Here is a 22,748-nt window from a genome sequence, read left to right as displayed (position 1 = left end):
ATGGCGAAACCTCCTCCATCTCATTATCCCGACATTGGTGACCTTGGTGAAGACCTAGTAGCACAATGGTTGCAATCTACAGGTTGGTTGATTCTGCACCGTCGGTTTTCTTGCCGTTGGGGAGAAATCGATATTGTGGCTCAATATGATGGAAGCACAGAGGCAAAAGGCAACTTATCTTCGACTCAGCACTCTACACTAGCATTTGTGGAAGTTAAAACTCGTAGCGCAGGCAATTGGGATGGTGGGGGAAGAAGCGCAATCACTCGTCAAAAACAAACAAAACTTTGGCGCACAGCTGGAATGTTTTTAGCTAATTACCCCCAAAAGGCAGATTATCCATGCCGATTTGATGTTGCTATTGTCTACTGTCACAAAATATCAAAAAACTTCACTGGGGCAACATTTACCCAGGAAGTTTTAGCTAGTTCATTAGTCGGTGGTTATGAGTTCCAATTACAAGAATACATTCCAGCTGCTTTCGACTCTGTAGATGATAATGCGTAATTGGCCACTAGTAAGAGATAAAATATCTTAATTCCTAATAACCAACTACCAATTATTATGAAGCAGTATTAATACCAAAGGTGATTACGCTAGTGTTTCAGGACAGTAGCCCAATCCTCGAACAAACTGTTGCCGGAATGCCTCAATTTCATCTCTTTCTGGGCTACCATGAGAGACTATAGCTACTTGGTAGCGACGCATTACGTCTACAGGACATTGTCCTGCTTCCAAACTCCAAAGGGCCATTTGTACCCGCATTGGTGGCTCGTAGCTAATTCCTAATTCGTTTAGAAAAGCGCGAAAGTCACCATCAACCTGGGGCGAAACTTGACCTTTGAGTTTGATCCTAACCACCCAGCCATCTATTTGATGAATTACGGTGACGAACGAAACAGGCATCTGGGGTCTGGCGTGCAGGTGTTGAACAACCCTCAGAGTTAGGCTGGCATTTGCCAGGTAATACAAATATTCCATGTTGGTGCTTGGGATCAAAGCCAATCCTACATATCTATATTCGTCAATAAACAGTAGTTCCCGGTAGGGTAAAAGCCCTCCATTTTAGATGGGGAGGTTTACCCAATTTTTATATAGTATTTCAGTGTTACCTATTAGTACCCATATCAAAATCTAGGGATGAAATTTAGCAATCATCCCTGAAAGTTCCCTTAGTAAGGAAAGCTCACATCGGCTTCAAGAAGGCAGTATCAATTTAAATGGAGCAACAACCAACACAACCCAACGTGAACCAAAACTCTAACCTAAGAGTAGAAAATGTTCAACTAGATTGTTCATTAACTGGGTATAACTACGAACTTCCGCCAGAACTAATTGCTCAAAACCCAGTAGTTCCTAGAGATAGTTCCCGCTTACTGGTGGTAAATTCTCAAAGTACAGGCAACACAACAGCACCTCTACATCACATTTTCCGTGATTTACCAGAGCTATTACTGCCTGGAGATTTGCTGGTAATGAATAATACTAGAGTTATGCCAGCACGCCTGTATGGTCATAAATCTACTGGTGCTGAAATCGAGGTTTTGCTGTTAGAGGAACGAGAGTATAACTGTTGGTTAGCCTTAGTTAAACCAGGAAAACGCTTTAAACGGGGAGCAAAGCTGATTTTTAACGCTAAGGGAGCAGGGGGCAGGGAGAGGGAGCAGGGGAGCAGGGGGCAGGGAGCAGGGGAGGTAGAAACAGACTTTCTGACTCAGCACTCACAACTGGGCGCTCAACTAACGGCTACAGTGCTAGAAACAGACAAGGCAACTGGCGGGCGTCTGTTGCAATTTGATGTGCCAGAGGGACTGTCTTTGGTACAACTGTTAGAGGTATTTGGTGAAGTACCTTTACCGCCCTATATTACTGCATCGGAAGCTGTTGACGAACAGTATCAGACAGTTTACGCCAAACATTTAGGAGCGATCGCAGCGCCAACGGCAGGGTTACACTTTACCCCACAATTATTAGAAAAGTTACGCGATCGCGGAATTAATCAAACTTTTATAACGCTGCATGTTGGCGTCGGAACTTTTCGCCCTGTGGAAGTAGAAGACGTAACTAACCATCAGATGCATGAAGAATGGATAGAAGTGCCAGCCTCAACAGTAGAGCAAATCTCCGCTACCAAAGCATCTGGCGGTCGAATTATCGCTGTAGGTACAACGGCAGTACGTGCTTTGGAAGGGGCGGCTCAATCAGGACATTTACAACCATTTTGTGGTAAGACAAATTTATTTATCTATCCTGGTTACAAATGGCGGGTGGTGGATGGTCTAATTACTAATTTTCACCTGCCACGCTCCAGTTTGCTGATGCTGGTGAGTGCTTTGATCGGTAGACAGAGGTTGTTAAATATTTACCAACAAGCGATCGCTTCTCGATATCGCTTCTATTCTTTTGGTGATGCAATGCTAATTTTGCCAGAAGCGAAAAACTATGTGAGTGGTAAGTTGTGAGTGCTGAGTAAAAATACTAGTTCCCAATGCCCAATGCCCCATGCCCCAGAAAAAACTTTAACTTTGAAGTTTTAATTTTTCATGTTGTGGTGGGTACTCTGACTTATAGGGATTTAACAATAAGTATAGGCCTGCCACTCATGTCTGAAAAATATCACCTTCGTCAGTGGTTTTGCAGTTTCGCCAAGGTAGCGCCGCACCGAAGTTCTTATCGGCGGCTTCTCTCTACTTCCGCTGCATTTTTGGTATTAGCTGCACCGGCAATAATTAATTTACCAGGAAGCAAGCTATTGGCTCAGAATGTTGTCACTCAGGATTTGGAAGCAGCTAGCTTTTTCCAGCAGGGAGTTATGCGCTATCACCGCCAAGACTTCCAGGGGGCAGAATATGCTTTTCGTGAAGCTTTACGGCGAGACGCCAACCTTGGAATAGCAAGGAGTTATCTAGGCAATATCCTCTTACAGGAAAATCGTTTGGATGTAGCCGTGCAAGAATATGCAGAGGCGATTAGGATAAATCCTAACTCTGGCGAAGCTTATTACAATTTAGGGTTAGCGTTGCATCGTCAAGGTCAAAAAGAGGCAGCGATTACTGCTTATCGTCAGAGTTTGGCGATAGATCCGAGAATGACAGCAGCCCAGTATAACTTAGGCTTGGCACTATATGAGCAAGGACAGCTACAGGAAGCGATCGCTGCTTTTCAGCAAGTAGTAAATATAGATACTAGAAATTCAAATGCTTACTATAACTTAGCGATCGCCTTGCAACAGCAAGGTCAAATACAAGAAGCGATCGCTACTTACCAACAAGCCTTGCAAATCAATCCTGATAATGCCATAGCCTACAACAACTTGGGAAGTTTGATGGCAATTCAAGGTAAACCATCTGAGGCTATTGCCGTTTACCAGCAAGCTATTCGTCATAATCCCAAGAATGCTTCAGCTTATTATAATTTGGGAGTAACTTTATATAATCAAGGCGATCTCAAAACAGCCAGCAGTGCATTAAAACGCGCCCGCAATGAGTATCGGGAGCAAGGTAGCATAGAGCAAGTTGAAAAAACTGAGCAGCTAATGCAGCAAATTGCCCAGCAAATTGCCCAAAAAGCAGCATCTCAACAACCTAAAGTCAGTCAAACATCTACCCCATCCCAGGCTCCAAGCTCTACAAATAATGCAGCAACGGAAAATGAGTCACAGAAGCCAAATCAACCGGAAATCTCTCCAGAAACGCCAGTAGAACCTAGCTATGTGCCAATCTCTACAGAACCACGTCCAACTTCAATGAGTCCCCGTTAAGGCAATAGTCTGGAGTGGTATAGATGCTAAATTTCATGTCTTTAGTAAGCTGTTGTGTTTTTAAGTTGCACATTGAGACGGTAGAGGGGTAAAGAAGAAGATTTGCAGCTTTTACATAAAATGCTCATGTTGCAATTTATAGACACGACAGCATTGTAATAAACAACTAAAACAAACACAAACAGAGCCGTTTTTTCATAGTTGATAATCTCGACTAAATTGGCAAGCGATTAATATCTTTGTTATGACCAATAACTACCATCGCTGAACCACGTTCTAAACGCTTGGTGGGGTCGGGATTAATTAGGAATTTACCATCGTGACTTACCGCTAGTAAATTCAACCCATAGCGGTTACGCAGTTGGAGTTCTGTGATTGTTTTACCGTGAAATTCATCAGGCACAATTAATTCTACGATACTGTTATCGGGATCGAGGTCAAATCGCTCTAGAATTGACGGTTTAGTCAGTGTACGTGCTAGAGCGCAACCTGCTTCGTATTCAGGAAAAACAACATGATCTGCTCCCACCCGTTTCAATAACTTTTGGTGAACTTCGCTAGACGCTTTGGCAACTACATGGGGTACACCAGCTTCTTTGACATTTAGGGTAGTAATGATACTTTCCTGAACATAGTTGCCAATTGCTACAATCACCGTATCAAATTCAAAAATTCCCGCTTCTTTCAGTGCAGCAGATTCTGTTGAATCGAGTTGTAAAGCATGACCAACTATCTGTTCGGTCAATGCTTCTGATACTCGCTTTTCATCAATATCTGTTGCTAGCACTTCGTAGCCTAATCTGTGCAATGTAGAACAGACAGATCGACCAAAACGACCTAATCCAATTACAGCAAATTGTTGGTTATCTTGACGTAAACTGCGAAAAAAACCTAATGCTGACAAGTTCACAATTTTTATCCTTATTAGCGCTCCCTGTATCTGAGGCAAAAAAAGGTTTTAGACAATTAATTAAAAATTCTACTTTTTGCCAGATAATCTAAATTTTATCAGTTTATTCATTACTAAGTAAGGTATCCTTCCCATCTATATTATGTCCTTTGACTATCCCACTAATAAGTTTTCTTCAGGATAATGAATTCTGCTGGGACGGGGGTCTCCTAATATGGCAGACATGAGAAGTAAAATGCCAACTCTTCCAATATACATTGTGGCGATTAATATTAGCTTTGCTCCTACAGAGACAGTTCCCGTAATACCTGTGGAAAGACCCACTGTAGCAAAGGCTGATACTACTTCAAACAGAATTTTAATAAAATCTAATTTGGGATCTGTGAGGGCAATTAAAATTGTTGCAAAAATCACGGTTGCCACAGAACCGACCAATACACCAACAGCTTTTAAAATTAAAGGTATTGCTATTTTGCGATCATATAATAAAACTTCTTCTTTTCCCTGAAGGATTGCTTGTGTACAACTTGTGAGAACTCTCAGGGTTGTAGTTTTCATCCCACCCCCAGTACCACCGGGACTTGCACCAATAAACATTAGTGCAATCGTAATAAATAAGCCAGCAGTTGTCATTTTGCCAATATCAATAGTGTTAAAACCAGCAGTTCTAGGAGTAACTCCTTGAAACCAAGCTAATAATAACTGGTCACGCAAACTCAAGTTACCAAAGGTTCCTGGGTTTCTGAACTCGATACATAAAAATGCAATTACCCCAACAAATAAAAGGATTAAAGTCGTGCTTATTGCCACTTTAAAATCTAGCGAAAATATTTGACAAGTTGTTTTTTTGAGCAGGCGATCGCGTAACCAAAGATAAGTTTCTAAAATTACTTGATAACCAATGCCCCCAAAGATAATCAGTCCTGTAACTGTAAATACTACGAGTGCAGATGACTGATAACCAATCAAATTATCTTTAAACAAACTAAAACCAGCATTGTTCCAAGAATTAATGCTATGAAAAATCGCTAACCATAGTCCTTGAGACCAACCGTGATCGGGTACGAAAGCTGGCAGTAGTAAAAATATTCCAGTGATTTCAAAAATTAGTGTAGTGGCAATGATTGAGCGAATAACTTGGGCACTACCGCTGATTCCCGGACGGTCTAAAGATTGTTGAATTGCGATTTTTTGCCGTAAGTCAAACTTGCGTCCAATAAGCAGAATCAGAAAGGTGGTGGTTGTCATATAGCCCAATCCCCCAATCTGCACTAACAGTGCGATAAACAACTGCCCCCAAAAGGAAAAATAAGTACCAGGATCAACTACAGATAATCCGGTAACACAAACGGCAGATGTTGAGGTAAACAACGCCACAATTGGGTCATTCCAATTACCACTACTAGTTGCAAAAGGCATCATCAGTAGGATGGTTCCTACGGTGATGAGAGCCAAAAAACCTAAGCAAACTGTGCGAGAAGCCGTCATACCAAAGTAAGATTTATAAACTTTTCCAGGGAGAGTAGACAAAGTTTACCCGCCCTGGAAGCAAAAACATCCTTATTTAATTAAAAACACACATGGTAGCCTAACGAGTAGGTTTATTTGAATTTTGCTTTGTTTTTATACTGCTTTCTTCATGAGCACAACATTGTACCAACAAATTCAGCAGTTTTACGATGCTTCCTCTGGTCTGTGGGAACAGATTTGGGGCGAACATATGCATCACGGCTACTACGGGCCAAATGGAACTCAGAAAAAAGATCGTCGTCAGGCGCAAATTGATTTAATCGAAGAACTACTTAATTGGGCAGGGGCGGTAACAGCAGAGAATATTTTGGATGTGGGCTGTGGTATTGGTGGTAGTTCTCTGTACTTGGCAGAAAAATTTCATGCTAGGGCAACAGGGATTACTCTTAGCCCAGTACAAGCTGCTAGAGCCAAAGAACGTGCTTATGAGGCTAATTTGAGTGCTAGAAGTCAATTCTTGGTGGCAGATGCTCAAGCAATGCCTTTTGATGACGATACTTTTGACCTAGTTTGGTCTTTGGAAAGTGGCGAACATATGCCAGATAAAACCAAGTTTATGCAAGAGTGCTACCGAGTGCTAAAACCTGGTGGCAAGTTGATTATGGTTACTTGGTGCCATCGCCCGATTGAGGACTCACCACTAACAGCTGATGAACAAAAGCATCTGCAAGACATTTATCGGGTATATTGTTTACCTTATGTGATTTCGTTGCCAGAGTATGCTGCGATCGCCACTCAACTTTCATTAAAAAATATTCGCACTGCTGATTGGTCAACCGCTGTTGCCCCGTTTTGGGATTTTGTAATTGACTCAGCCTTTACTCCCCAAGCAATTTGGGGATTACTCAATTCGGGATGGTCTACTATTGTTGGGGCGTTGTCGCTAGGGTTGATGCGTCGAGGTTATCAGCGTGGCTTGATTCGGTTTGGGTTATTGTGCGGCAATAAATAAGAAACTGGGTGAAGAATATGCCTCATTGCTAATACTTTGTTCATCCAAAATTCAAAATTTAAAATGCATTCAGAATTATCATGAATCAGTTTTCTAAGCAAAAGTCTCCTAATCTTACAGGTAGCTGGCTTTATGCTTTTTGGAAATTTTCTCGTCCACATACAATTATTGGCACGAGTTTGAGTGTTTTGGCTTTGTATTTAATTGCCGAAGCTGTTGGCAATCGTAATTATTCCTTATTACCACTTTTAGGGCCTTGGATTGCTTGTCTATGTGGCAATGTTTATATTGTGGGGCTGAATCAACTAGAGGATATTGAGATTGACAAGATTAATAAGCCTCATTTACCGCTAGCAGCAGGAGAATTTTCTAAGTTACAAGGACAATTAATTGTTGCGATTACGGGTATTTTGGCACTAGTTGTGGCATGGTTAACTGGGCCGTTTTTATTCGGAATGGTGGCTATTAGTTTGGCGATTGGTACTGCTTATTCTTTACCACCAATTCGTTTGAAGCGGTTTCCTTTTTGGGCAGCATTCTGTATTTTTTCAGTACGAGGGACTATTGTTAATTTAGGGCTATTTTTGCACTTTAGTTGGCTATCGCAACAGAACCGATCAATTCCGGCTCCCGTGTGGGTACTGACGTTATTTATTTTAGTATTTACATTTGCGATCGCTATCTTTAAAGATATCCCTGATATGGCAGGAGATATCCGCTACAATATCAATACTTTGACTATCCAACTTGGGGCACAAGCAGTCTTTAATCTTGCGCTTTGGGTGCTAACTTCCTGTTACGTGGGAATGATTTTAGTTGGTGTACTGCGTCTGGCTTCAGTTAATCCACTATTTTTAGTAATTACTCATTTAGTGGTGTTGGTTTGGATGTGGTTGCAAAGTTGGGCTGTAGACTTGCAAGATAAAAGTGCGATCGCTCGTTTCTACCAATTTATCTGGAAACTTTTCTTCATCGAATATCTAATTTTTCCTGTTGCCTGTCTTTTGGCTTAGAACAATGCTAGAAACGTTTCAACCAACTGATTTTTTTGCCATTGCTGTAGTAGTTGCCAGTATTGCTCTGCTTGTTTATTTCGCTGCTAAAACTTTGATTACCTCAAACTTTTTTCAAAAAGGTATCAATCTTTATCAGCAAAAAGACTATCAAGGTGCAGAAGCAGCTTTTCGCAAAGTCATTTCTTTAAATTCTACTAATGATGTAGTTCGCTTACTGTTAGGAGATGTTTTAAGAGAACAAGGTAAAGTAGATGAAGCAACGATATGGTTTGAGGATGTAATTCGTCGTAGTCCGAAAAACCCTCAAGCATACTTGCGTTTAGCAAATATTTTGATGCAGCTAAATCAGCCAGAAGAAGCCAAAATTAATCTGCAACTAGCTAAAGATTTATTGCAGAAACAACGTCAACCCGAACAGGCTAAGAGAATCAGTCATCTATTAGATAAAATGAGTGCGAAGTCAAGTCAATTCTAGAATCTGATAAATCAAGCAATAAATCTCAGCTATGAGTGAACAAAAGGGTACAGTTTACTTAGTAGGTGCTGGGCCAGGAGATGTGGCATACCTGACGGTAAAAGCTTACAATCTCTTGAGTAAAACTCAGGTATTGGTCTACGATGCCCTAGTAGATGCTCAATTGTTGCAGTGTGTACCATCTGATTGTCTAAAACTTGATGTTGGTAAACGTGGCGGTAAACCTAGCACCAGCCAAGCTGAGATTAACAAGTTACTGATTAAGTACTGCCAACAAGGAAAACAAGTTATCAGGCTAAAGTCAGGCGATCCGTTTATTTTTGGACGCTGTACTTCCGAAATTGAAGCATTGAAAGCTGCTGGGTGTGCATTTGAAGTAGTACCAGGAATTTCTTCGGCCCTAGCAGCACCGCTACTTGCAGGAATTCCCCTAACAGATCCGGTGATGAGTCGCTGTTTTGCAGTGTTGACAGCCCATGAACCAGATGTCTTAGATTGGGAAGCGCTGTCACGCTTAGAAACCCTAGTAATATTGATGGGAGGACAACACCTAGAAGAGATTGTACATCGGTTGTTGCGGCAAGGGCGATCGCGCTCCACACCCATTGCGATTATCCGTTGGGCAGGAACTCCTAATCAACAAATCTGGACAGCCCAACTAAGTAATATTCTGGAACAAACGGCTGGTATATCTCTATCCCCGGTGGTAATTGTAATTGGTGAAGTTGTTGGGCTGCATAAGTTCTTACAACCTGAGAATATATATTTAAACGATTCTCTAAAATTTACAACTCCTCACCTTCAAACTGTGGATAGCAAACTCTCTCCAACTTTCACACCTCTTGCTGGTAAAACAATTTTAGTCACACGTTCAGTTGGACAGTCGAGCCAATTTAGCGATCGCCTCACTGCTTCAGGCGCAACTGTCATTGAAATGCCTACCTTAGAAATTGGCCCGCCTTCTAGTTGGGAAGCTTTGGATCATGCGATCGCTAATTTATCCAACTTCGACTGGTTAATTCTGACCTCTACCAATGGTGTAGACTACTTTTTTGACCGATTAACCGCACAGGGTAAAGATGCTCGTAGCTTGGCTGGCATTAAAATTGCTGTTGTTGGTGAAAAAACAGCCCAAAGTCTCAAAAAACACGGGTTAAAACCTGATTTTATTCCCGCCAACTTTGTTGCAGATGCTTTAGCAGAAAACTTAAGAGAAGAACTTGCACAGAAAAAGGTTTTATTTCCCAGAGTTGAAAGCGGCGGACGAGAAGTTTTAATTAAAGAATTAACTGCCAAGGGAGCAGAAGTTATAGAAGTTGCTGCATATCAATCTTGCTGCCCTAAAACTATTCCACAATCCGCACAGTTAGCGCTGCAAAATCACGAGGTGGATATAATTACCTTTGCCAGTTCTAAAACTGTGCAATTTTTCTGTGAACTTGTAACTAACATCTTCTCTAACTACTCCAACGTTAATCAATCATCTGTAGTTGCAGATACCTTAGAAGGAGTTTGTATTGCCTCTATCGGGCCCCAAACCTCAAAAACTTGTCAAGCCTTAATCGGACGCGTGGATGTAGAAGCTGAAGAATATACTTTAGATGGATTAACTCAAGCACTAATTAAATGGGCAAACAATTATTAACTCACACAAACAACAATATTCGGTTATTTATTATAGATAAATGAATAAACGTATTATTGGCTTAACTGGAGGCATTGCTACAGGTAAAACTACTGTCGCCAATTATTTAGCTAGTGCTTACAATCTGCCGATTTTGGACGCAGATATTTATGCCAGAGATGCGGTAGCTGTGGGTTCGCCGATTCTCGATGCGATCGCCCAACGTTATGGGCAACAGATTTTACTGCAAGATGGCAACCTTAACCGCCAAGTTCTCGGCGAAATCATTTTTAATCAACAAGATGAACGCAATTGGGTAGAGAACTTAATTCATCCTTACGTAAGCGATCGCTTTCGCAAAGCTATTACTGAATCCTCTGCACAAACACTCGTATTAGTGATCCCTCTCTTGTTTGAAGCTCAGATGACTAATGTAGTTACAGAAATTTGGGTAGTACGTTGTTCCCCGTCGCAGCAGTTACAAAGATTAATACAGCGAAATCAGCTTAGTCAAAAGCAAGCACAAGCGCGTATTAACAGCCAAATATCTATTGAAGAAAAGGCAGCGCAGGCTGATGTCGTATTAGATAACTCCTCTACATTAGAAATATTGCTTCAGCAGGTTGATGCGGTCTTTGAAAAGGGTAGCTCCAATTAAAGCATTTCTGTGGTATTAAATACATATTTAGTAAAACTCCAAAGTTATAACGAATTTATAAATTAATCAATAAATATGCCAAATTTGATCAGGCAAGACTTAATATATTAAGCCAACCATGCTCAATATTTTAGTAATTTTACAGTAGACGGCACAGTTACTATTGCTGTAAAATCTTAAGTAGTTTTTCTGATGTTAGGAGTATACAAGTAATTATAACAACATTAACAGTTAGCTTCACATTGGCTTCATATAAACACTATATTTGGCATTGTTTTGCATAACAGAAGCATCTAGTAATAAAAAATTAGAAATTTCTAACTAGGCTAAAAAACTATTTTCAAATATACACCCTAGTTTGAAGTTATTTTTAGATGTATTCTCAAAACATAGCTCATAATTTTCTTGTTTATGTTTTAACACGGTTCAGATAATATTTAATACTTCCTAGCCTGATTCTTTTAGGTTTAGGTGAATATCCGTGGACTAAACATTACTAACTGAACTGTATTAGCTTAGATGCTATATATAGCCATAGTTAGATTTTTACAATCAGAAAATATATTGTCTGTCTTGGTACAGCAATAAAGGTGATTGACCGAATAGACTTTTATATTCAATATTTTTGAGTTCGGTTGCTGTCAACAATTAAGTTTTACCTAGCCAGGTTTTTTATTGTAGACATAATCTTTTGAAACACTCACTTATGTTTCTTATCAGAACAGGTATTAATTTAAGCTTCACTTTGCTGAATGGGTTATTGCCGATGCTTATCCCAGCAAACAGCACAAAACCGAATAATACAACACACGACTACAGCCGATTCATCTGGGGAAAAGACTACGCGTTTGAATCGCTAAATAATGGGATGGCTGGGTACATGACTGGCATAGGAAAAGGTGTTCAACCCCTTGATTACATTATTTTGCAGCAAGGTGGTAAATCTTATCGATATCAAGTTGAGGAAATTGATTACTACTCAGAGCCATCAGATATGTGGATAGCTTTATTAAAGCGAGTACCGATTGCTTAACAAATGCCAACTACAGCCTACGCTTCAATGAGTACTTCGTGGAAAGGAAACTCAAACGAGATTTGCTTTTTGAATTTTGAATTTTGAATTTATATTTCCCCTCCAACCACTACATCTCGAATTCGCAGACTTGGGCCACCACAGCCTACAGGCAAACCATTTTGTCCGCCCTTACCACAACCACCAGATTCATCCCAGTAAAAATCATCACCAATTGCTTCAATATCGGCTAAGGTTTGGAATACATTACCCGAAAGTGTTACATCCCGCACAGGTTCAGCAATTTTGCCGTTTCTAATCATCCATGCTTCCCCAGCGCTAAAGGTGAACATTTCCCCATTGGTCATCCCACCTAGCCAATTCCGGGCATATACTCCTTCTTTGACATCATTAAATAAGTCTGCAACTGGCGTTGTACCTCGTTCAATCCAGGTATTTGTCATCCGCACAATTGGCGTAAAGTGATAATTGAGGCAGCGTGCATTACCTGTAGGTGCTTCCTCCAACTTGCCAGCGGTTTCACGCGAATGTAAACGTCCTACCAAAATCCCATCTTTAATTAGTTGGGTAGTAGTGGCAGGTGTGCCTTCATCATCGTAAAAATAACTACCACGATGTCCTTCAGGCGCAGCACCATCAAAAATTTGCAGTTCTTCTGGGCCAAATCGCCGACCAAAGGTCATCACTTCCAGTAAATCTGGGTTTTCGTAAGCCATATCAGCTTCAGACAGATGCCCAAAGGCTTCATGGACAAATAAACCCGTGAGTATAGGGTCAATAACTACTGTGTAAGTATTGCCTTTAACTGATGGCAAAGATAAAGCCGCAATTGCTCTTTGGGCGGCACTTTTAACTTGCTCATCCAAATTTGCTAAATCTTCATAGGCTTTGCGAGAACCAGTCGTTTCCCTTCCAGTTTGTACGGTTTCGCCATTTCTAGCAGTAGCAGCGAAGCGCATTTCCATATCTACCCAGGATTGCTCGATTAAAGTTCCTTCTGAGGTAGCGAGGATAATTTTTTGGGCACTGTCGCCGTAGCGTACTGAAGTAGTACTAATACGAGGGTCAACGCTTTTAAGTAAATCAGAATAGCGATCGCACAACTGTTTTTTTTGGCTTAGAGAAATTTTTCGGGGGTCAGTTCCCGTTAGAGGTAGCCTGCATCTTGCTTGTACTGGGTCAATGGGGGCGAGTACAGTTTCTTCATCACCGACCATCCTAGCAGCCGCGATCGCTTCTTCGATCCGCTCTTTAATTGTCGAAAGCCGATTAAAGCAGCTCAGACCCCACCCACCTTTATAACAAGCACGGATATGTCCACCAATTGAGATACCCTCACTCAGTGTTTCTACTTTGTCACCACGCAACAAGATATCAGTCCCTTCTGCTTCTTCGAGGCGAATCATCAGATAATCCACACGCGATGAGTAGCGGGCGATGAGGTCAGAAAGCAAATTTTGTGTATCAACGAGTTTAGTCGGCATTTCTACATAGTAACAATGACGAACCTCATTTATTTTGCAATTATTTGGGCAATGTCTGCTAATGATTTGCGGGCATTGGGCATTGGGTATTGGGGAGGGTATCCAAAATAAATTTTAATTTGCATCAATTTCCCTTCTGCCTCTTACCTCCTAGTTTAAAAATACTACTTCGACCAACATCAATATAAATACCCAATGCCCGCCCTTATTCAAAAACATAATTTTGAGCAACTTTCCAATAGCGTGAGAACCGCTTCAGGTCGATATAGCCGTCGTACTCAAAAAATGGTTCTACCTCTAGCACATCTACAGTTAAAGAACGTTCAATTTCTTGGCAGATATGAGCGAAGCGAGGACTAGGACTGGTTGTTGTCACAACTAAGTTAGCATTCTGCTCTTCGGCAAAAGTTAAAATTTCTTTTGCTACATCACCTCGACGAATGACAACTGGTAGTTCTAGCAAGCATTCATAGATAAAAGTCAAGCGTTTAAGACCTAGCTGCCATTCCTTTATTAAAGCATCGTCCCAAACCCAAATGGCTGGCGCGTCGGGGTAATTTTGGAGTGCGGGGTTGTTGGGGCTGAGACAGTCTCCATGCACCCAGACAATTGGTTTATTCATCAAATTTTGAATTGTTTTCGCATGGGAATTTATTATCGTCTATCGCCGCTTCTTTCCACGCTGCCAACTTTGGCTGTTAGGTTTTTTAGCAAATTCTCCTTGAGGAAAAAGTCGCTGTTCTAATTCTTCATAACTGCCCTCAAAGTCACAATGACCGTAAAGAGGACATTTTCGGCAATAAACGCCTTGAGTGTAACGTTCTAAGTTTTCACGGTTGAAAAAATAGGGTTTATGGCTAAAGGTGCTGGCAACCCACTGCCATGACATATTATTGCTAGCTGGATCGCCATCTAAAAGGTGTTGGAGAAACCACTTGGCTCCTGCTTGCCAACGAATTCGCCGCCAATGGACTATATAAGCTGCTAACCACATACGGGCATGGTTATGCAAATATCCAGTTTCTTGCAAGTCACGGCTGAAATTGTCGATGCAAACTCTCCCTGTACTACCGTCTAGGATATCTTGTGGTAAATCAGGTGCGTAATTTTGAGAAGTGTAGCCAGTTTTGTATTCTTCTTGGTCTTGCCAGATGCGATCGCCTAGCTTGGCATATAAACGCTGCCAGTAGTCACGCCAGCCCAATTCGTTAATTATTTTAGTCGCATCTTCTGGTTGCTGGACATTTTCTAGTACATAATCCCGAATTTCTCGCAAGCTCAAAACCCCATAGCGAATATAAGGCGAAAGCCGCGTAACTGCACCAGTTAAAAAGTTACGTGTTTTTTCGTATGTTGCGGGATCTACTTTTTGTAGTGCTTGCTCGGCGGCTTGGCGTCCTCCCACTATTTCGCTAATACGATCATCACGTTTTGCCGCAGCAGGGAATTCTTGGCGGAGATAAGCTATTAACTCTTCACGATTAACAAATTCACGTAGCATTTTTAATTTTGAGCTTGCTAAAACTGATTGGAGAATTGATATAAATTTTGTTCTGTGCTAACTAAACGTTAATTTCTGTAAGCATTTAATGAGAAATGGCAGAATTATCCAGAAATAGTGATTATATCCGAACATCACTCTAAGAAAATAGTTAATACTGGTGGATCTACCTTAGGGTTAAAGATAATTTCTGAGAAATTTCTTAGCTTAATTTGTAGAGTGTACTCAAGCGCAGAGACAAGATTTGGATGGCAACCGACGTTTCTGCTAATACCACCAAGGATATAAATGGGTCATAACCAAAAGCAGGTAAGTGTACACGATCTCATCGTTGTCGGAGCATCGGCAGGGGGAGTAAAAGCATTAACTTATTTAGTTCAGCATTTGCCAACTGAGCTAAATGCTGCTGTACTTATAGTTCTTCACGTACACAGCCAAAGCCCCTGTATTCTGCCACAGATATTGAATAATGCGGGAAACTTGCCAGCTTCTGCGGCTCAGGATGGAGAAGCCATCGAGAAAGGGCGAATCTACGTTGCCCCACCTGACTACCATCTGCGGGTGAAACCTGGATATTTGCATTTGACACGGGGCCCCAAAGAAAACCGTCATCGCCCAGCCATTGATCTACTATTCCGCAGTGCAGCACAAGCCTACGGAAAGCGAGTAGTAGCTGTAGTGCTAACAGGGATGTTGGACGATGGTACAGCAGGACTGATGGCGGTGAAAATGCGGGGTGGTGTGGCAGTTGTTCAAGACCCCGACGATGCCATGTATGCGGGAATGCCGCGCAGCGCCCTCGAAAATGTAGAAGACATTGACTACGTTTTGCCAATGTCAGAAATACCATCCATCTTAGTAGCTCTGGCTAATACGCCAATGGCACAAGAACCAGAAAACTTTATACAAAGTAACATAGAGCCGGAATCCGATATAGGGCAATTCAATATGGAAGTGGAAGACTCCGGTGTTCTACCTGGTAAACCATCAACCTTTATTTGTCCTGATTGCGGTGGTACCCTCTGGGAACATGAGGAAGGAAAATTATTGCGGTTTAAGTGCCACGTAGGTCATGCTTTCGGTGCAGAAACTCTACTAGCATTACAGTCCGAGGAGTTAGAAGAGGCGTTGTGGACTGCTGTGAGGGCACTGCAAGAGAAAGCTATGCTGTCAGAACGCATGGCTTCAAGAATGCGCGATCGCAACCTAACCTTAGCTGCAAAACGCATGGAACAAGAGGCGGCGGATGCCCAGGAGCGCTCTACCGTCATTCGGGAAGTATTGGAAAGGGCCGATAAATACACTTAAATGATGATTTCAAACCCTGTATATACATAAGGACGGGTTGAAAAACCCATCCTTCAAAATTCATGTTTGCTCGTTAATAGCAGTAATACACTTACTGTACTTCAGTTGGGAAAGTACCAGGCCGTACAGCTACATTGACACTTTGTCCATTGCGACGCAACTCTAGACGCACATCTCCTCCAACTTGACTATTATCTACTGCCCTTTGGATACTGCTGGCATCTGTAACTGGTTGACCATTGAGTTTTTGGATGACATCACCTGCACGTAGCCCGGCTTTAGCAGCTGGTGAATTCGGCATGACTCTTACAACTAAGACACCTCTATCCTCATCCACACTCAAACCGCTATTGGGATCTGAGTTGATGTTTTGCTTTAACTCAGGTGTCAATCCTACCATCTGAATTCCTATATAAGGATGCTGTGCTTTGCCTGTACTTATTAGTTGATTGGAAATACGTTGTGCTGTACTGATGGGAATCGCAAAGCCTATTCCTTGCGCGCCTTGGATAATGGCTGTATTCATGCCAATTACCTCACCACGGGCATTTAGTAGAGGCCCACCAGAATTACCAGGGTTAATCGCTGCGTCGGTTTGAATAAATTCTACTCGCTTGTCAGGAGCACCAATTTGATTGCTAGTGCGTCCAGTAGCACTGATAATGCCAGTAGTAACGGTATTATCTAGACCCAAGGGGTTACCGATCGCGATCGCCCACTGTCCTGGTTGCAGTTGTTCTGAGTTACCTATAGCGACTGTTGGTAAATTGTCTGCTTGAACCTTCACTACGGCAACATCTGTTAATTCATCTTTTCCAAGCACCTTTCCTTGCAAGCTGCGCCCATCTTTGAGAACTACTGTCACCCTATCAGCACCATCAACTACGTGGGCGTTGGTCAATATCCGACCATCTTTACTAATAATAAAGCCTGAGCCAGTACCTCTTTGCACTTGCCTTTCTCGTGGTATCGGTAGTTGAGAACCAAAGAAACGGCGGAAAAACGGATCGTTAAATTCCTCTGGTATCTGGGTTCTAACTGTGCGGGAAGAGTTAATCCGCACTACAGCAGGCCCAACCCTTTGCACAACTTCTGTAACAAAGTTAGGGTCTGTAGCGGCTGGTAGTGGGGGGGCAGCATTTACGGGACTAACTGCCAAATTCGATGCACTTTGAGACACCTTTTGATGGTTTCCAGCCAAATAGCCACCTGCCATTGTCATCCCAGATCCCAGCAGCACCAGCGATAGAGAGGCGGCTGCCTTTTTCCAGGGTGCATGATTATGGTGTTTGGTGCCAGAAGTGTTAAATGAAATGCCGTTTGATAAGTGTTCTCCGTCGCGTGGTTGTTTTTGCATTTGCTGTCTGGAAGGATAACTAGATGTACTACTAATATAGATATTTTTTTTGACGCTTTTGTTGCAGAGGTATTGCGCTGGTGTGAAATAGCTATTTGTGGTAATGCTGAAATCTTTTATTTTAACCTTTAAGAAACTCAATATTCAGCTTTAGCCTCTCTCCTAGCCATAGAGAATGATCCGTGTGGTCTGCTACATCATTGCCTGTCTCAGGATGGACGAGAATATCCAACCCTTGACGATTGAGCATCAACCAGGGGACAACTTTGTCAAACTGATTCGGTAAGAAAGCTACTTGATACATTGCTTTTGGGTGGGGGCCGATGGGCTGTTCATGCCAGCGTCCCAGTTGTACCTCAAATTTAGCTCCCAATCCTTCGCGTACACGCGCCGCCGCCTCACGGTTTGCGGTATCGAAGTAGATATGAGCGTGAAAACCAGTTATCTGTACAATATCTTCGTGCATTAGACGAATGACAAAAATCCAAATAAAACTAAAAAGAACCACAGATATAGATAAACACTGATATTTATCTGTGGTTCATTATACAAAAAATTAACTTAATCTAGGCGTTGTGAATTAAGCAAAAGCAAAGCTAGTGTTGACATCTACATCTGTAACACCGCTGAGAGTCGCCAGAGTTTGACCACCAAAGCGAATCTCTGTATTTCCGTTGACTGTGTTCAACGCCAAAGAAGTAGCATTAATACCTAAGCTGGCACTACCAAGGATACCGATGACATCAACACCTTTCTCAAAATCGAGAATGGTATTGGCAGTCTCTGGCAATTCAGCGTTGACAATCCAGAACTGGTCTTGACCTTTCCCGCCAGAAATTAGGTTATCGCCACCAGTCTGGACATAGAACTGGTCATCACCATTACCACCAAGGGCGCGATCGCCGCTACCGAGGTAAAAAATATCATTACCAGCGTCACCAGACATCCGGTTATCACCTTGTCCGTCGGTAGCATCAAAGGTATCATCGCCTTCACCACCAAAGACGCGATTACCCTTGCTGACATAGATGACATCATCACCGCTACCTAAATTGATGCGGTTACCACCAGCGATCGCAGAAGTTACGGTTTGTGTATCAACTTCATCATTGCCTGCACCAGTAAACACAGCATCATTAATCCCGTCAAAAGTGGTATTAGCTGCACCTGCTATTAACTGGTCACCCCCAGAGCTTCCAGACACCAATTCAGTTTTTTGCTGTGCTGCGGACTCTTCTGCTGTTACACCAAACATTGTCTGGTACATCAGCTTGTAAATCTCGGTGTTATCGAGAGTGCTGGGCAGTTTGTCAGCATTCATTCCGTAGGTCTTGGAAACAATGCTACCGGGAAAGTCGGGAGTACCAACCCAGGCGATACCAAAGTTGCCCATTGGGCCATCTATACTATCCTCAGCTGAAAAAGATTGCCACGGAGCCTCTGGGCTACCAGTGCTACCGTTAGCACCATCAAGATAGTTGCGAGTTGTATTGTTGGTTGTTGGGTTGACGTTGATGAATGGAACTTGCGGTTCGGTATCTGCGATCGCTGGCTCTGTTGTGAAGTTCCCAGCAGGACGAGTGTAAGGAGTATATTGGAAGACCTGTAACCCACCAGCATCACTGTCTGCGGCAGTCACAACCAAGGTGTTCGGGTCTTGGGTATCAACGTAATTTTGTGCTACGCCAATAGCTGCATCAGCTCGTCGTATAGCCTCAATCGTACCTGCGGCGTTGTTGTTATTAGCAAAGTTGTCGCTGCCCTCTTCCTCTACTACCGCAAAGAAACCATCAGGATCTTTATTGATAATCTTCAAAGATGCATCTAGCATCTCGGCTACTGTAGGTGCTGTTGCTACATACAGCGGTAGAGGCTGGTCGCTGTTGAGTCCTAGCTCTTCTTCAGTCTGGTCATCAAAGGTATGAATAGCCGCAAACACACCCAAAAGCTTCTGCGGTGGATTTGCGTTATTGACCGCCTGGTTCATTTCTTCCTCGGTATAAACTACTGTGTAGCCCAAGGACTTAGCCAGTTCGATCAGATTGATGGTTGGTCGTCTTTCGGGGCGGCTTTCTGAGGCATCTAACTCAGTAGTAACATGGAAGCCAGTAGTGCCTTTCGGCAACATATATAGTTCACCACCGCCCATAATCACATCAGTACCGGAGCGGATTACCTGCTCGATAATTTCGGCGTACTTATCCCGCGCCCGAATGTCATTGCCTACACGGTTAGTGGTTTCAGCGGCAAAGGCAGCAGTACCAGGCTCTGCTAGGTGACCTGATTGGATAAGTGCAGTAGCTTTACCAGCAGCAATAGCTTCTTCTAAGATGGTAGAGCCAGTTTTGCCAGAAGCAGGGGTAACACGAGATTGATCTTCATTCAGACCGAAGGACTCGGCGAACACCTTAACGCCATTAGCATGGGTGACTGCTCCAGCGTTGGAAGTACCTGTTAATTGGTCTTCCATGTGTCCCAGATAGACACCTGTGTTAGACATTTTGTCCCAGTTGAGTCTACCATCAGGGCCTTTGTCTATATTCCGCAGTGCCATGTAGTGGGAGGGGCTAGTGCCATCCGGGTGAATAAAGATGACATTGCCAGTTTCTTTTGTTGCTTCGGGCGCTGGTGTTGGTGCGGGATTCCGGGAGGTGAGTTCTGTGTCGAACAGAGTCTCATACATCAACTCGTACATCCCAGTGTTATCTACCGTGGCAGGTAGTTTTTCGGCATTTAGACCGTGTGCTTTAGAAACGATAGACCCACTGAAGTCGGGTGTACCTGCCCAACCAATACCAAAATTGAAGACATCACCATTTGCATCTGGTGCAGCAACAAAGGGTAGTGTATCTGCCCCGGTTTGACCATCTAAAGGAACTGGGCGTGGTTCTGTAGTCGGGTTGTTGTTGATAGTACCCACTGGCTCATCGGGATTAAGGGGGTCACGTACTTGTAAACCACCTCCATCACTATCGGCAGCGGTCAGCAATAAGGTATTCGAGTATTTATCAACAAAGTCTAGTGCTACACCAATTGCGGCATCTGCCCGGCGCACACCTTCTAAAGTGCCAGCAGCATTATTATTGTTGCCGAAGTTGTCGCTTCCTTCTTCCTCAACGATCGCAATCGAACCATTGTTAAAGTTGGGGTGCTTCTCCATCAACTTTTGGGTCACATCCAACATTTCGGCGATCGTTGGCGCTGTTTCGACATACAGAGGCAGTTCTTGCTCTGCTAAGACTTCTTCTGGGCGATCGTTGAAGGTATGGATAGGAGCAAACACACCCAGCACTTTGGTTGGTGGTGTGGAATACTTTGCTGGGTCGAGGAGGTCATTAAGTTGTTGCTCGGTATAAACAACGGTGTAGCCTCGGCTCTTTGCCAGCTCAATCAGGTTTTCAGTAGGACGTTGAAGAGGGTTAGTACTAAGGGTATCCAGTTCAGCAGCTGTACCGTGGAAACCATCAGTACCTACGGGTAAGAGGTTGAGTTCACCACCACCCAGAATAAAGTCTACGCCTGATAGAATGACTTGTTTGGCAATCTCGGCAGTTTGCTGGCGAGGCGGAGTCCGCTTACCATCGACGTTTAGTTCACCTACCTGAGCAACAAATGCAGCCGTACCTGGCTCATAAATTGCACCAGACTGAACCAGGGCGGTCACTTTATTAGCGGCTACTGCTTCTTGCACGATCGTTTTACCGATTTTGCCCGATAGCGAAGTAACCTCTGAACCATCTGCGTTTAAACCAAAGGATTCCGCATAAACCTTGGCTCCTGTTGCGTGGGTAACAGCACCCGCATTCGATGTTCCACCCAGCTGATCTTCCATATGTCCCAGATAGACACCAGCATGAGCCAGATTGTCCCAATTCAAGCGTCCGTCAGGGCCTTTATCAACAAACCGTGCGAACCCATAGTGAGATGGGCTGGTTCCATCTGGATGTATGAAAATTACATGATTACCGCTTGCCATAAAACCTCTCAACCAGTTAGGTTTTTGCGAACTATCTTCATGCAAAATTTAATTGCGGTTTGTTAAGATAAAACCCATTTAAAGGTTAAGAAAACACTATAGTTTGACTAAATGTGTTGTAAATCAATCATAGATATCCTAAAAAAGCACCGTCCGGTAGTGCAGGAATTGTTAAGGAAGTAATCAAGGGAACATAGCAGAAGTACTAATACTGAAGTAGGTAGTAAATATCAGGTGGTGCTGAAACCCTGTACCAAGCGCTGGCAAAGCTTTACAAAATAAAAAGCGACAATCTCTGCAATTTCCCTTGATTTACACAAACAAGGTAAGTAATTCAAAATTGAAAACACTGCATTGGCAACCTTTCTAGCCGCTAACTTATGCAAACTCAATGTAGAATAGCTAATACCCAAGCACCGATAGAATGTTTAACTTTCCGAGAAGATGAACTCAACTTACCCAATTGTGAAGCGTAAGGGCAGTTTTAAATCATAGTAACTGTAATAAAAGAGTTCTGCTATTGCAGATAAATTAGAAACTATGAAACATATAATATGAAATGCTAAAGGCAAACATTACCAAAAGGATAGGAATTACACTGCTCAACTCAAGTTTGCGTTGCTTTAACATTTTTATACAAGATATTGGAATCGTTAGCGGCCAAAATATAATTGTTATTAAAAACATCACAAAAGATAAAAATTTATCTTCTGGAGAAGAAGTAGGATGACGTAGGGAAAATATTAACCAATTACAAAAAAAATAGGATGTCATTAGTAGATAACTAATACCTAAAGTTAATTGAATCTGATCCACTACCAGTACTCCTTAAAGAATTTCATGATTAATCTCTCATCAATTCAATGAAGTTTTTAGCGAGATTTTACGTAAATTCATATACTTGGCATGAAATTATTCTCGATATCTCACCTTTATTAGAACTTACGCACTCAGATCCCCCAACCCCCTTAAAAAGGGGCAGCCCTGCGCCCTTGCGGGTTCCCCGACTCCCTCAGTGGCGTGGCTTTAGACGTTCCCCCTTTTTTAAGGGGGGTTAGGGGGGATCAGGGTTTCAGACTTCAGTGCGTAAGTCCTACTTTATTACGAAAATTTTAATTGGTTGTACTTTCAAGCTAAAACCCCACAGGCAATTGCCTACAAGGA

At 42.6% G+C, this 22,748-nt stretch carries 19 protein-coding genes; 10 read left to right on the top strand and 9 right to left on the bottom strand.

From position 1 onward, the window contains the following. Positions 1 to 507, top strand: coding sequence for a YraN family protein (locus AC5JL8_RS10080; protein ID WP_495879646.1), 507 nt, complete (start codon positions 1 to 3; stop codon positions 505 to 507). Positions 508 to 591: 84 nt separating this feature from the next. Here the strand turns inward: AC5JL8_RS10080 and AC5JL8_RS10075 are convergent, their stop codons facing one another. Beyond that, on the bottom strand, positions 592 to 981 hold the full coding sequence (locus AC5JL8_RS10075; RefSeq protein WP_495879645.1) for a hypothetical protein: 390 nt from the start codon (positions 979 to 981) through the stop codon (positions 592 to 594). A gap of 239 nt (positions 982 to 1,220) precedes the next feature. Here AC5JL8_RS10075 and queA point away from each other — a divergent pair, with 239 nt between their 5' ends. Both queA and AC5JL8_RS10065 read left to right on the top strand, forming a co-directional pair. Beyond that, positions 1,221 to 2,462 carry a tRNA preQ1(34) S-adenosylmethionine ribosyltransferase-isomerase QueA gene (queA, locus tag AC5JL8_RS10070; RefSeq protein WP_495879644.1) on the top strand — a complete coding sequence of 414 codons (1,242 nt, stop codon included), beginning with the start codon at positions 1,221 to 1,223 and terminating at the stop codon, positions 2,460 to 2,462. Positions 2,463 to 2,602: 140 nt separating this feature from the next. Beyond that, positions 2,603 to 3,760, top strand: a complete 1,158-nt coding sequence (locus tag AC5JL8_RS10065) for a tetratricopeptide repeat protein (RefSeq protein ID WP_495879643.1) — start codon at positions 2,603 to 2,605, stop codon at positions 3,758 to 3,760. Between the two features lie 214 nt (positions 3,761 to 3,974). Here the strand turns inward: AC5JL8_RS10065 and AC5JL8_RS10060 are convergent, their stop codons facing one another. Together AC5JL8_RS10060 and AC5JL8_RS10055 are read right to left on the bottom strand one after the other, a co-directional pair. Continuing rightward, positions 3,975 to 4,670, bottom strand: coding sequence for a potassium channel family protein (locus AC5JL8_RS10060; protein ID WP_495879642.1), 696 nt, complete (start codon positions 4,668 to 4,670; stop codon positions 3,975 to 3,977). Between the two features lie 153 nt (positions 4,671 to 4,823). Further along, the gene (locus AC5JL8_RS10055) at positions 4,824 to 6,158 is read right to left on the bottom strand and encodes a TrkH family potassium uptake protein (RefSeq protein ID WP_495879690.1); all 1,335 of its coding nucleotides are present in this window, start codon (positions 6,156 to 6,158) and stop codon (positions 4,824 to 4,826) included. A gap of 151 nt (positions 6,159 to 6,309) precedes the next feature. Between AC5JL8_RS10055 and AC5JL8_RS10050 the strand changes: the two genes are divergently transcribed. From AC5JL8_RS10050 to AC5JL8_RS10025, 6 genes are all read left to right on the top strand, one after another. Then, the gene (locus AC5JL8_RS10050; RefSeq protein ID WP_495879641.1) at positions 6,310 to 7,152 is read left to right on the top strand and encodes a methyltransferase domain-containing protein; all 843 of its coding nucleotides are present in this window, start codon (positions 6,310 to 6,312) and stop codon (positions 7,150 to 7,152) included. Between the two features lie 80 nt (positions 7,153 to 7,232). Further along, a complete protein-coding gene (locus tag AC5JL8_RS10045) occupies positions 7,233 to 8,165 on the top strand; it encodes a homogentisate phytyltransferase (protein WP_495879640.1) in 933 nt (310 codons plus the stop codon). Positions 8,166 to 8,169: 4 nt separating this feature from the next. Continuing rightward, positions 8,170 to 8,643, top strand: coding sequence for a tetratricopeptide repeat protein (locus AC5JL8_RS10040; RefSeq protein WP_495879639.1), 474 nt, complete (start codon positions 8,170 to 8,172; stop codon positions 8,641 to 8,643). A gap of 31 nt (positions 8,644 to 8,674) precedes the next feature. Beyond that, positions 8,675 to 10,288, top strand: coding sequence for a uroporphyrinogen-III C-methyltransferase (gene cobA, locus AC5JL8_RS10035; protein WP_495879638.1), 1,614 nt, complete (start codon positions 8,675 to 8,677; stop codon positions 10,286 to 10,288). A 40-nt stretch (positions 10,289 to 10,328) separates the two neighbouring features. Beyond that, entirely contained in the window at positions 10,329 to 10,925 is a 597-nt protein-coding gene (gene coaE, locus AC5JL8_RS10030; RefSeq protein WP_495879637.1) for a dephospho-CoA kinase, read from the top strand. 706 nt (positions 10,926 to 11,631) lie between these two features. Continuing rightward, positions 11,632 to 11,958 (top strand): hypothetical protein, encoded by a 327-nt coding sequence (locus AC5JL8_RS10025; protein WP_495879636.1) that lies wholly within the window; start codon positions 11,632 to 11,634, stop codon positions 11,956 to 11,958. Positions 11,959 to 12,047: 89 nt separating this feature from the next. Here the strand turns inward: AC5JL8_RS10025 and AC5JL8_RS10020 are convergent, their stop codons facing one another. The 3 genes from AC5JL8_RS10020 to AC5JL8_RS10010 form a co-directional block, all read right to left on the bottom strand. Then, positions 12,048 to 13,442, bottom strand: a complete 1,395-nt coding sequence (locus AC5JL8_RS10020; RefSeq protein ID WP_495879635.1) for a TldD/PmbA family protein — start codon at positions 13,440 to 13,442, stop codon at positions 12,048 to 12,050. Positions 13,443 to 13,647: 205 nt separating this feature from the next. After that, positions 13,648 to 14,064, bottom strand: coding sequence for a hypothetical protein (locus AC5JL8_RS10015; protein WP_495879634.1), 417 nt, complete (start codon positions 14,062 to 14,064; stop codon positions 13,648 to 13,650). 39 nt (positions 14,065 to 14,103) lie between these two features. Beyond that, positions 14,104 to 14,943 (bottom strand): FAD-binding domain-containing protein, encoded by an 840-nt coding sequence (locus tag AC5JL8_RS10010; protein WP_495879633.1) that lies wholly within the window; start codon positions 14,941 to 14,943, stop codon positions 14,104 to 14,106. 288 nt (positions 14,944 to 15,231) lie between these two features. Here AC5JL8_RS10010 and AC5JL8_RS10005 point away from each other — a divergent pair, with 288 nt between their 5' ends. Further along, positions 15,232 to 16,251, top strand: a complete 1,020-nt coding sequence (locus AC5JL8_RS10005; RefSeq protein ID WP_495879632.1) for a chemotaxis protein CheB — start codon at positions 15,232 to 15,234, stop codon at positions 16,249 to 16,251. A gap of 91 nt (positions 16,252 to 16,342) precedes the next feature. Here AC5JL8_RS10005 and AC5JL8_RS10000 read toward each other — a convergent pair whose 3' ends face one another. The 3 genes from AC5JL8_RS10000 to AC5JL8_RS09990 all read right to left on the bottom strand — a co-directional run bounded on the left by AC5JL8_RS10000 (position 16,343) and on the right by AC5JL8_RS09990 (position 21,584). Further along, positions 16,343 to 17,608: an HhoA/HhoB/HtrA family serine endopeptidase gene (locus AC5JL8_RS10000; protein WP_495879631.1), complete on the bottom strand. Its 1,266-nt coding sequence runs from the start codon at positions 17,606 to 17,608 to the stop codon at positions 16,343 to 16,345. Positions 17,609 to 17,729: 121 nt separating this feature from the next. After that, entirely contained in the window at positions 17,730 to 18,074 is a 345-nt protein-coding gene (locus tag AC5JL8_RS09995) for a DOPA 4,5-dioxygenase family protein (RefSeq protein WP_495879689.1), read from the bottom strand. A 114-nt stretch (positions 18,075 to 18,188) separates the two neighbouring features. Continuing rightward, positions 18,189 to 21,584, bottom strand: a complete 3,396-nt coding sequence (locus AC5JL8_RS09990) for an alkaline phosphatase (RefSeq protein ID WP_495879630.1) — start codon at positions 21,582 to 21,584, stop codon at positions 18,189 to 18,191. Positions 21,585 to 22,748: the final 1,164 nt, after the last annotated feature.

It is taken from the genome of Mojavia sp. (assembly GCF_059505145.1).
The sequence above is the reverse complement of the archived record's forward strand: the minus strand, read 5'-3'. Positions and strand labels throughout refer to the sequence as shown.

Coding starts and splice junctions, on each gene's coding strand:
- AC5JL8_RS10080 (WP_495879646.1), top strand. CDS start 1: ATGGCGAAACCTCCTCCATCTCATTATCCCGACATTGGTGACCTTGGT.
- AC5JL8_RS10075 (WP_495879645.1), bottom strand. CDS start 981: ATGGAATATTTGTATTACCTGGCAAATGCCAGCCTAACTCTGAGGGTT.
- queA (WP_495879644.1), top strand. CDS start 1,221: ATGGAGCAACAACCAACACAACCCAACGTGAACCAAAACTCTAACCTA.
- AC5JL8_RS10065 (WP_495879643.1), top strand. CDS start 2,603: ATGTCTGAAAAATATCACCTTCGTCAGTGGTTTTGCAGTTTCGCCAAG.
- AC5JL8_RS10055 (WP_495879690.1), bottom strand. CDS start 6,158: ATGACGGCTTCTCGCACAGTTTGCTTAGGTTTTTTGGCTCTCATCACC.
- AC5JL8_RS10050 (WP_495879641.1), top strand. CDS start 6,310: ATGAGCACAACATTGTACCAACAAATTCAGCAGTTTTACGATGCTTCC.
- AC5JL8_RS10045 (WP_495879640.1), top strand. CDS start 7,233: ATGAATCAGTTTTCTAAGCAAAAGTCTCCTAATCTTACAGGTAGCTGG.
- AC5JL8_RS10040 (WP_495879639.1), top strand. CDS start 8,170: ATGCTAGAAACGTTTCAACCAACTGATTTTTTTGCCATTGCTGTAGTA.
- cobA (WP_495879638.1), top strand. CDS start 8,675: ATGAGTGAACAAAAGGGTACAGTTTACTTAGTAGGTGCTGGGCCAGGA.
- coaE (WP_495879637.1), top strand. CDS start 10,329: ATGAATAAACGTATTATTGGCTTAACTGGAGGCATTGCTACAGGTAAA.
- AC5JL8_RS10025 (WP_495879636.1), top strand. CDS start 11,632: ATGTTTCTTATCAGAACAGGTATTAATTTAAGCTTCACTTTGCTGAAT.
- AC5JL8_RS10020 (WP_495879635.1), bottom strand. CDS start 13,442: ATGCCGACTAAACTCGTTGATACACAAAATTTGCTTTCTGACCTCATC.
- AC5JL8_RS10015 (WP_495879634.1), bottom strand. CDS start 14,064: ATGAATAAACCAATTGTCTGGGTGCATGGAGACTGTCTCAGCCCCAAC.
- AC5JL8_RS10010 (WP_495879633.1), bottom strand. CDS start 14,943: ATGCTACGTGAATTTGTTAATCGTGAAGAGTTAATAGCTTATCTCCGC.
- AC5JL8_RS10005 (WP_495879632.1), top strand. CDS start 15,232: ATGGGTCATAACCAAAAGCAGGTAAGTGTACACGATCTCATCGTTGTC.
- AC5JL8_RS10000 (WP_495879631.1), bottom strand. CDS start 17,608: ATGCAAAAACAACCACGCGACGGAGAACACTTATCAAACGGCATTTCA.
- AC5JL8_RS09995 (WP_495879689.1), bottom strand. CDS start 18,074: ATGCACGAAGATATTGTACAGATAACTGGTTTTCACGCTCATATCTAC.
- AC5JL8_RS09990 (WP_495879630.1), bottom strand. CDS start 21,584: ATGGCAAGCGGTAATCATGTAATTTTCATACATCCAGATGGAACCAGC.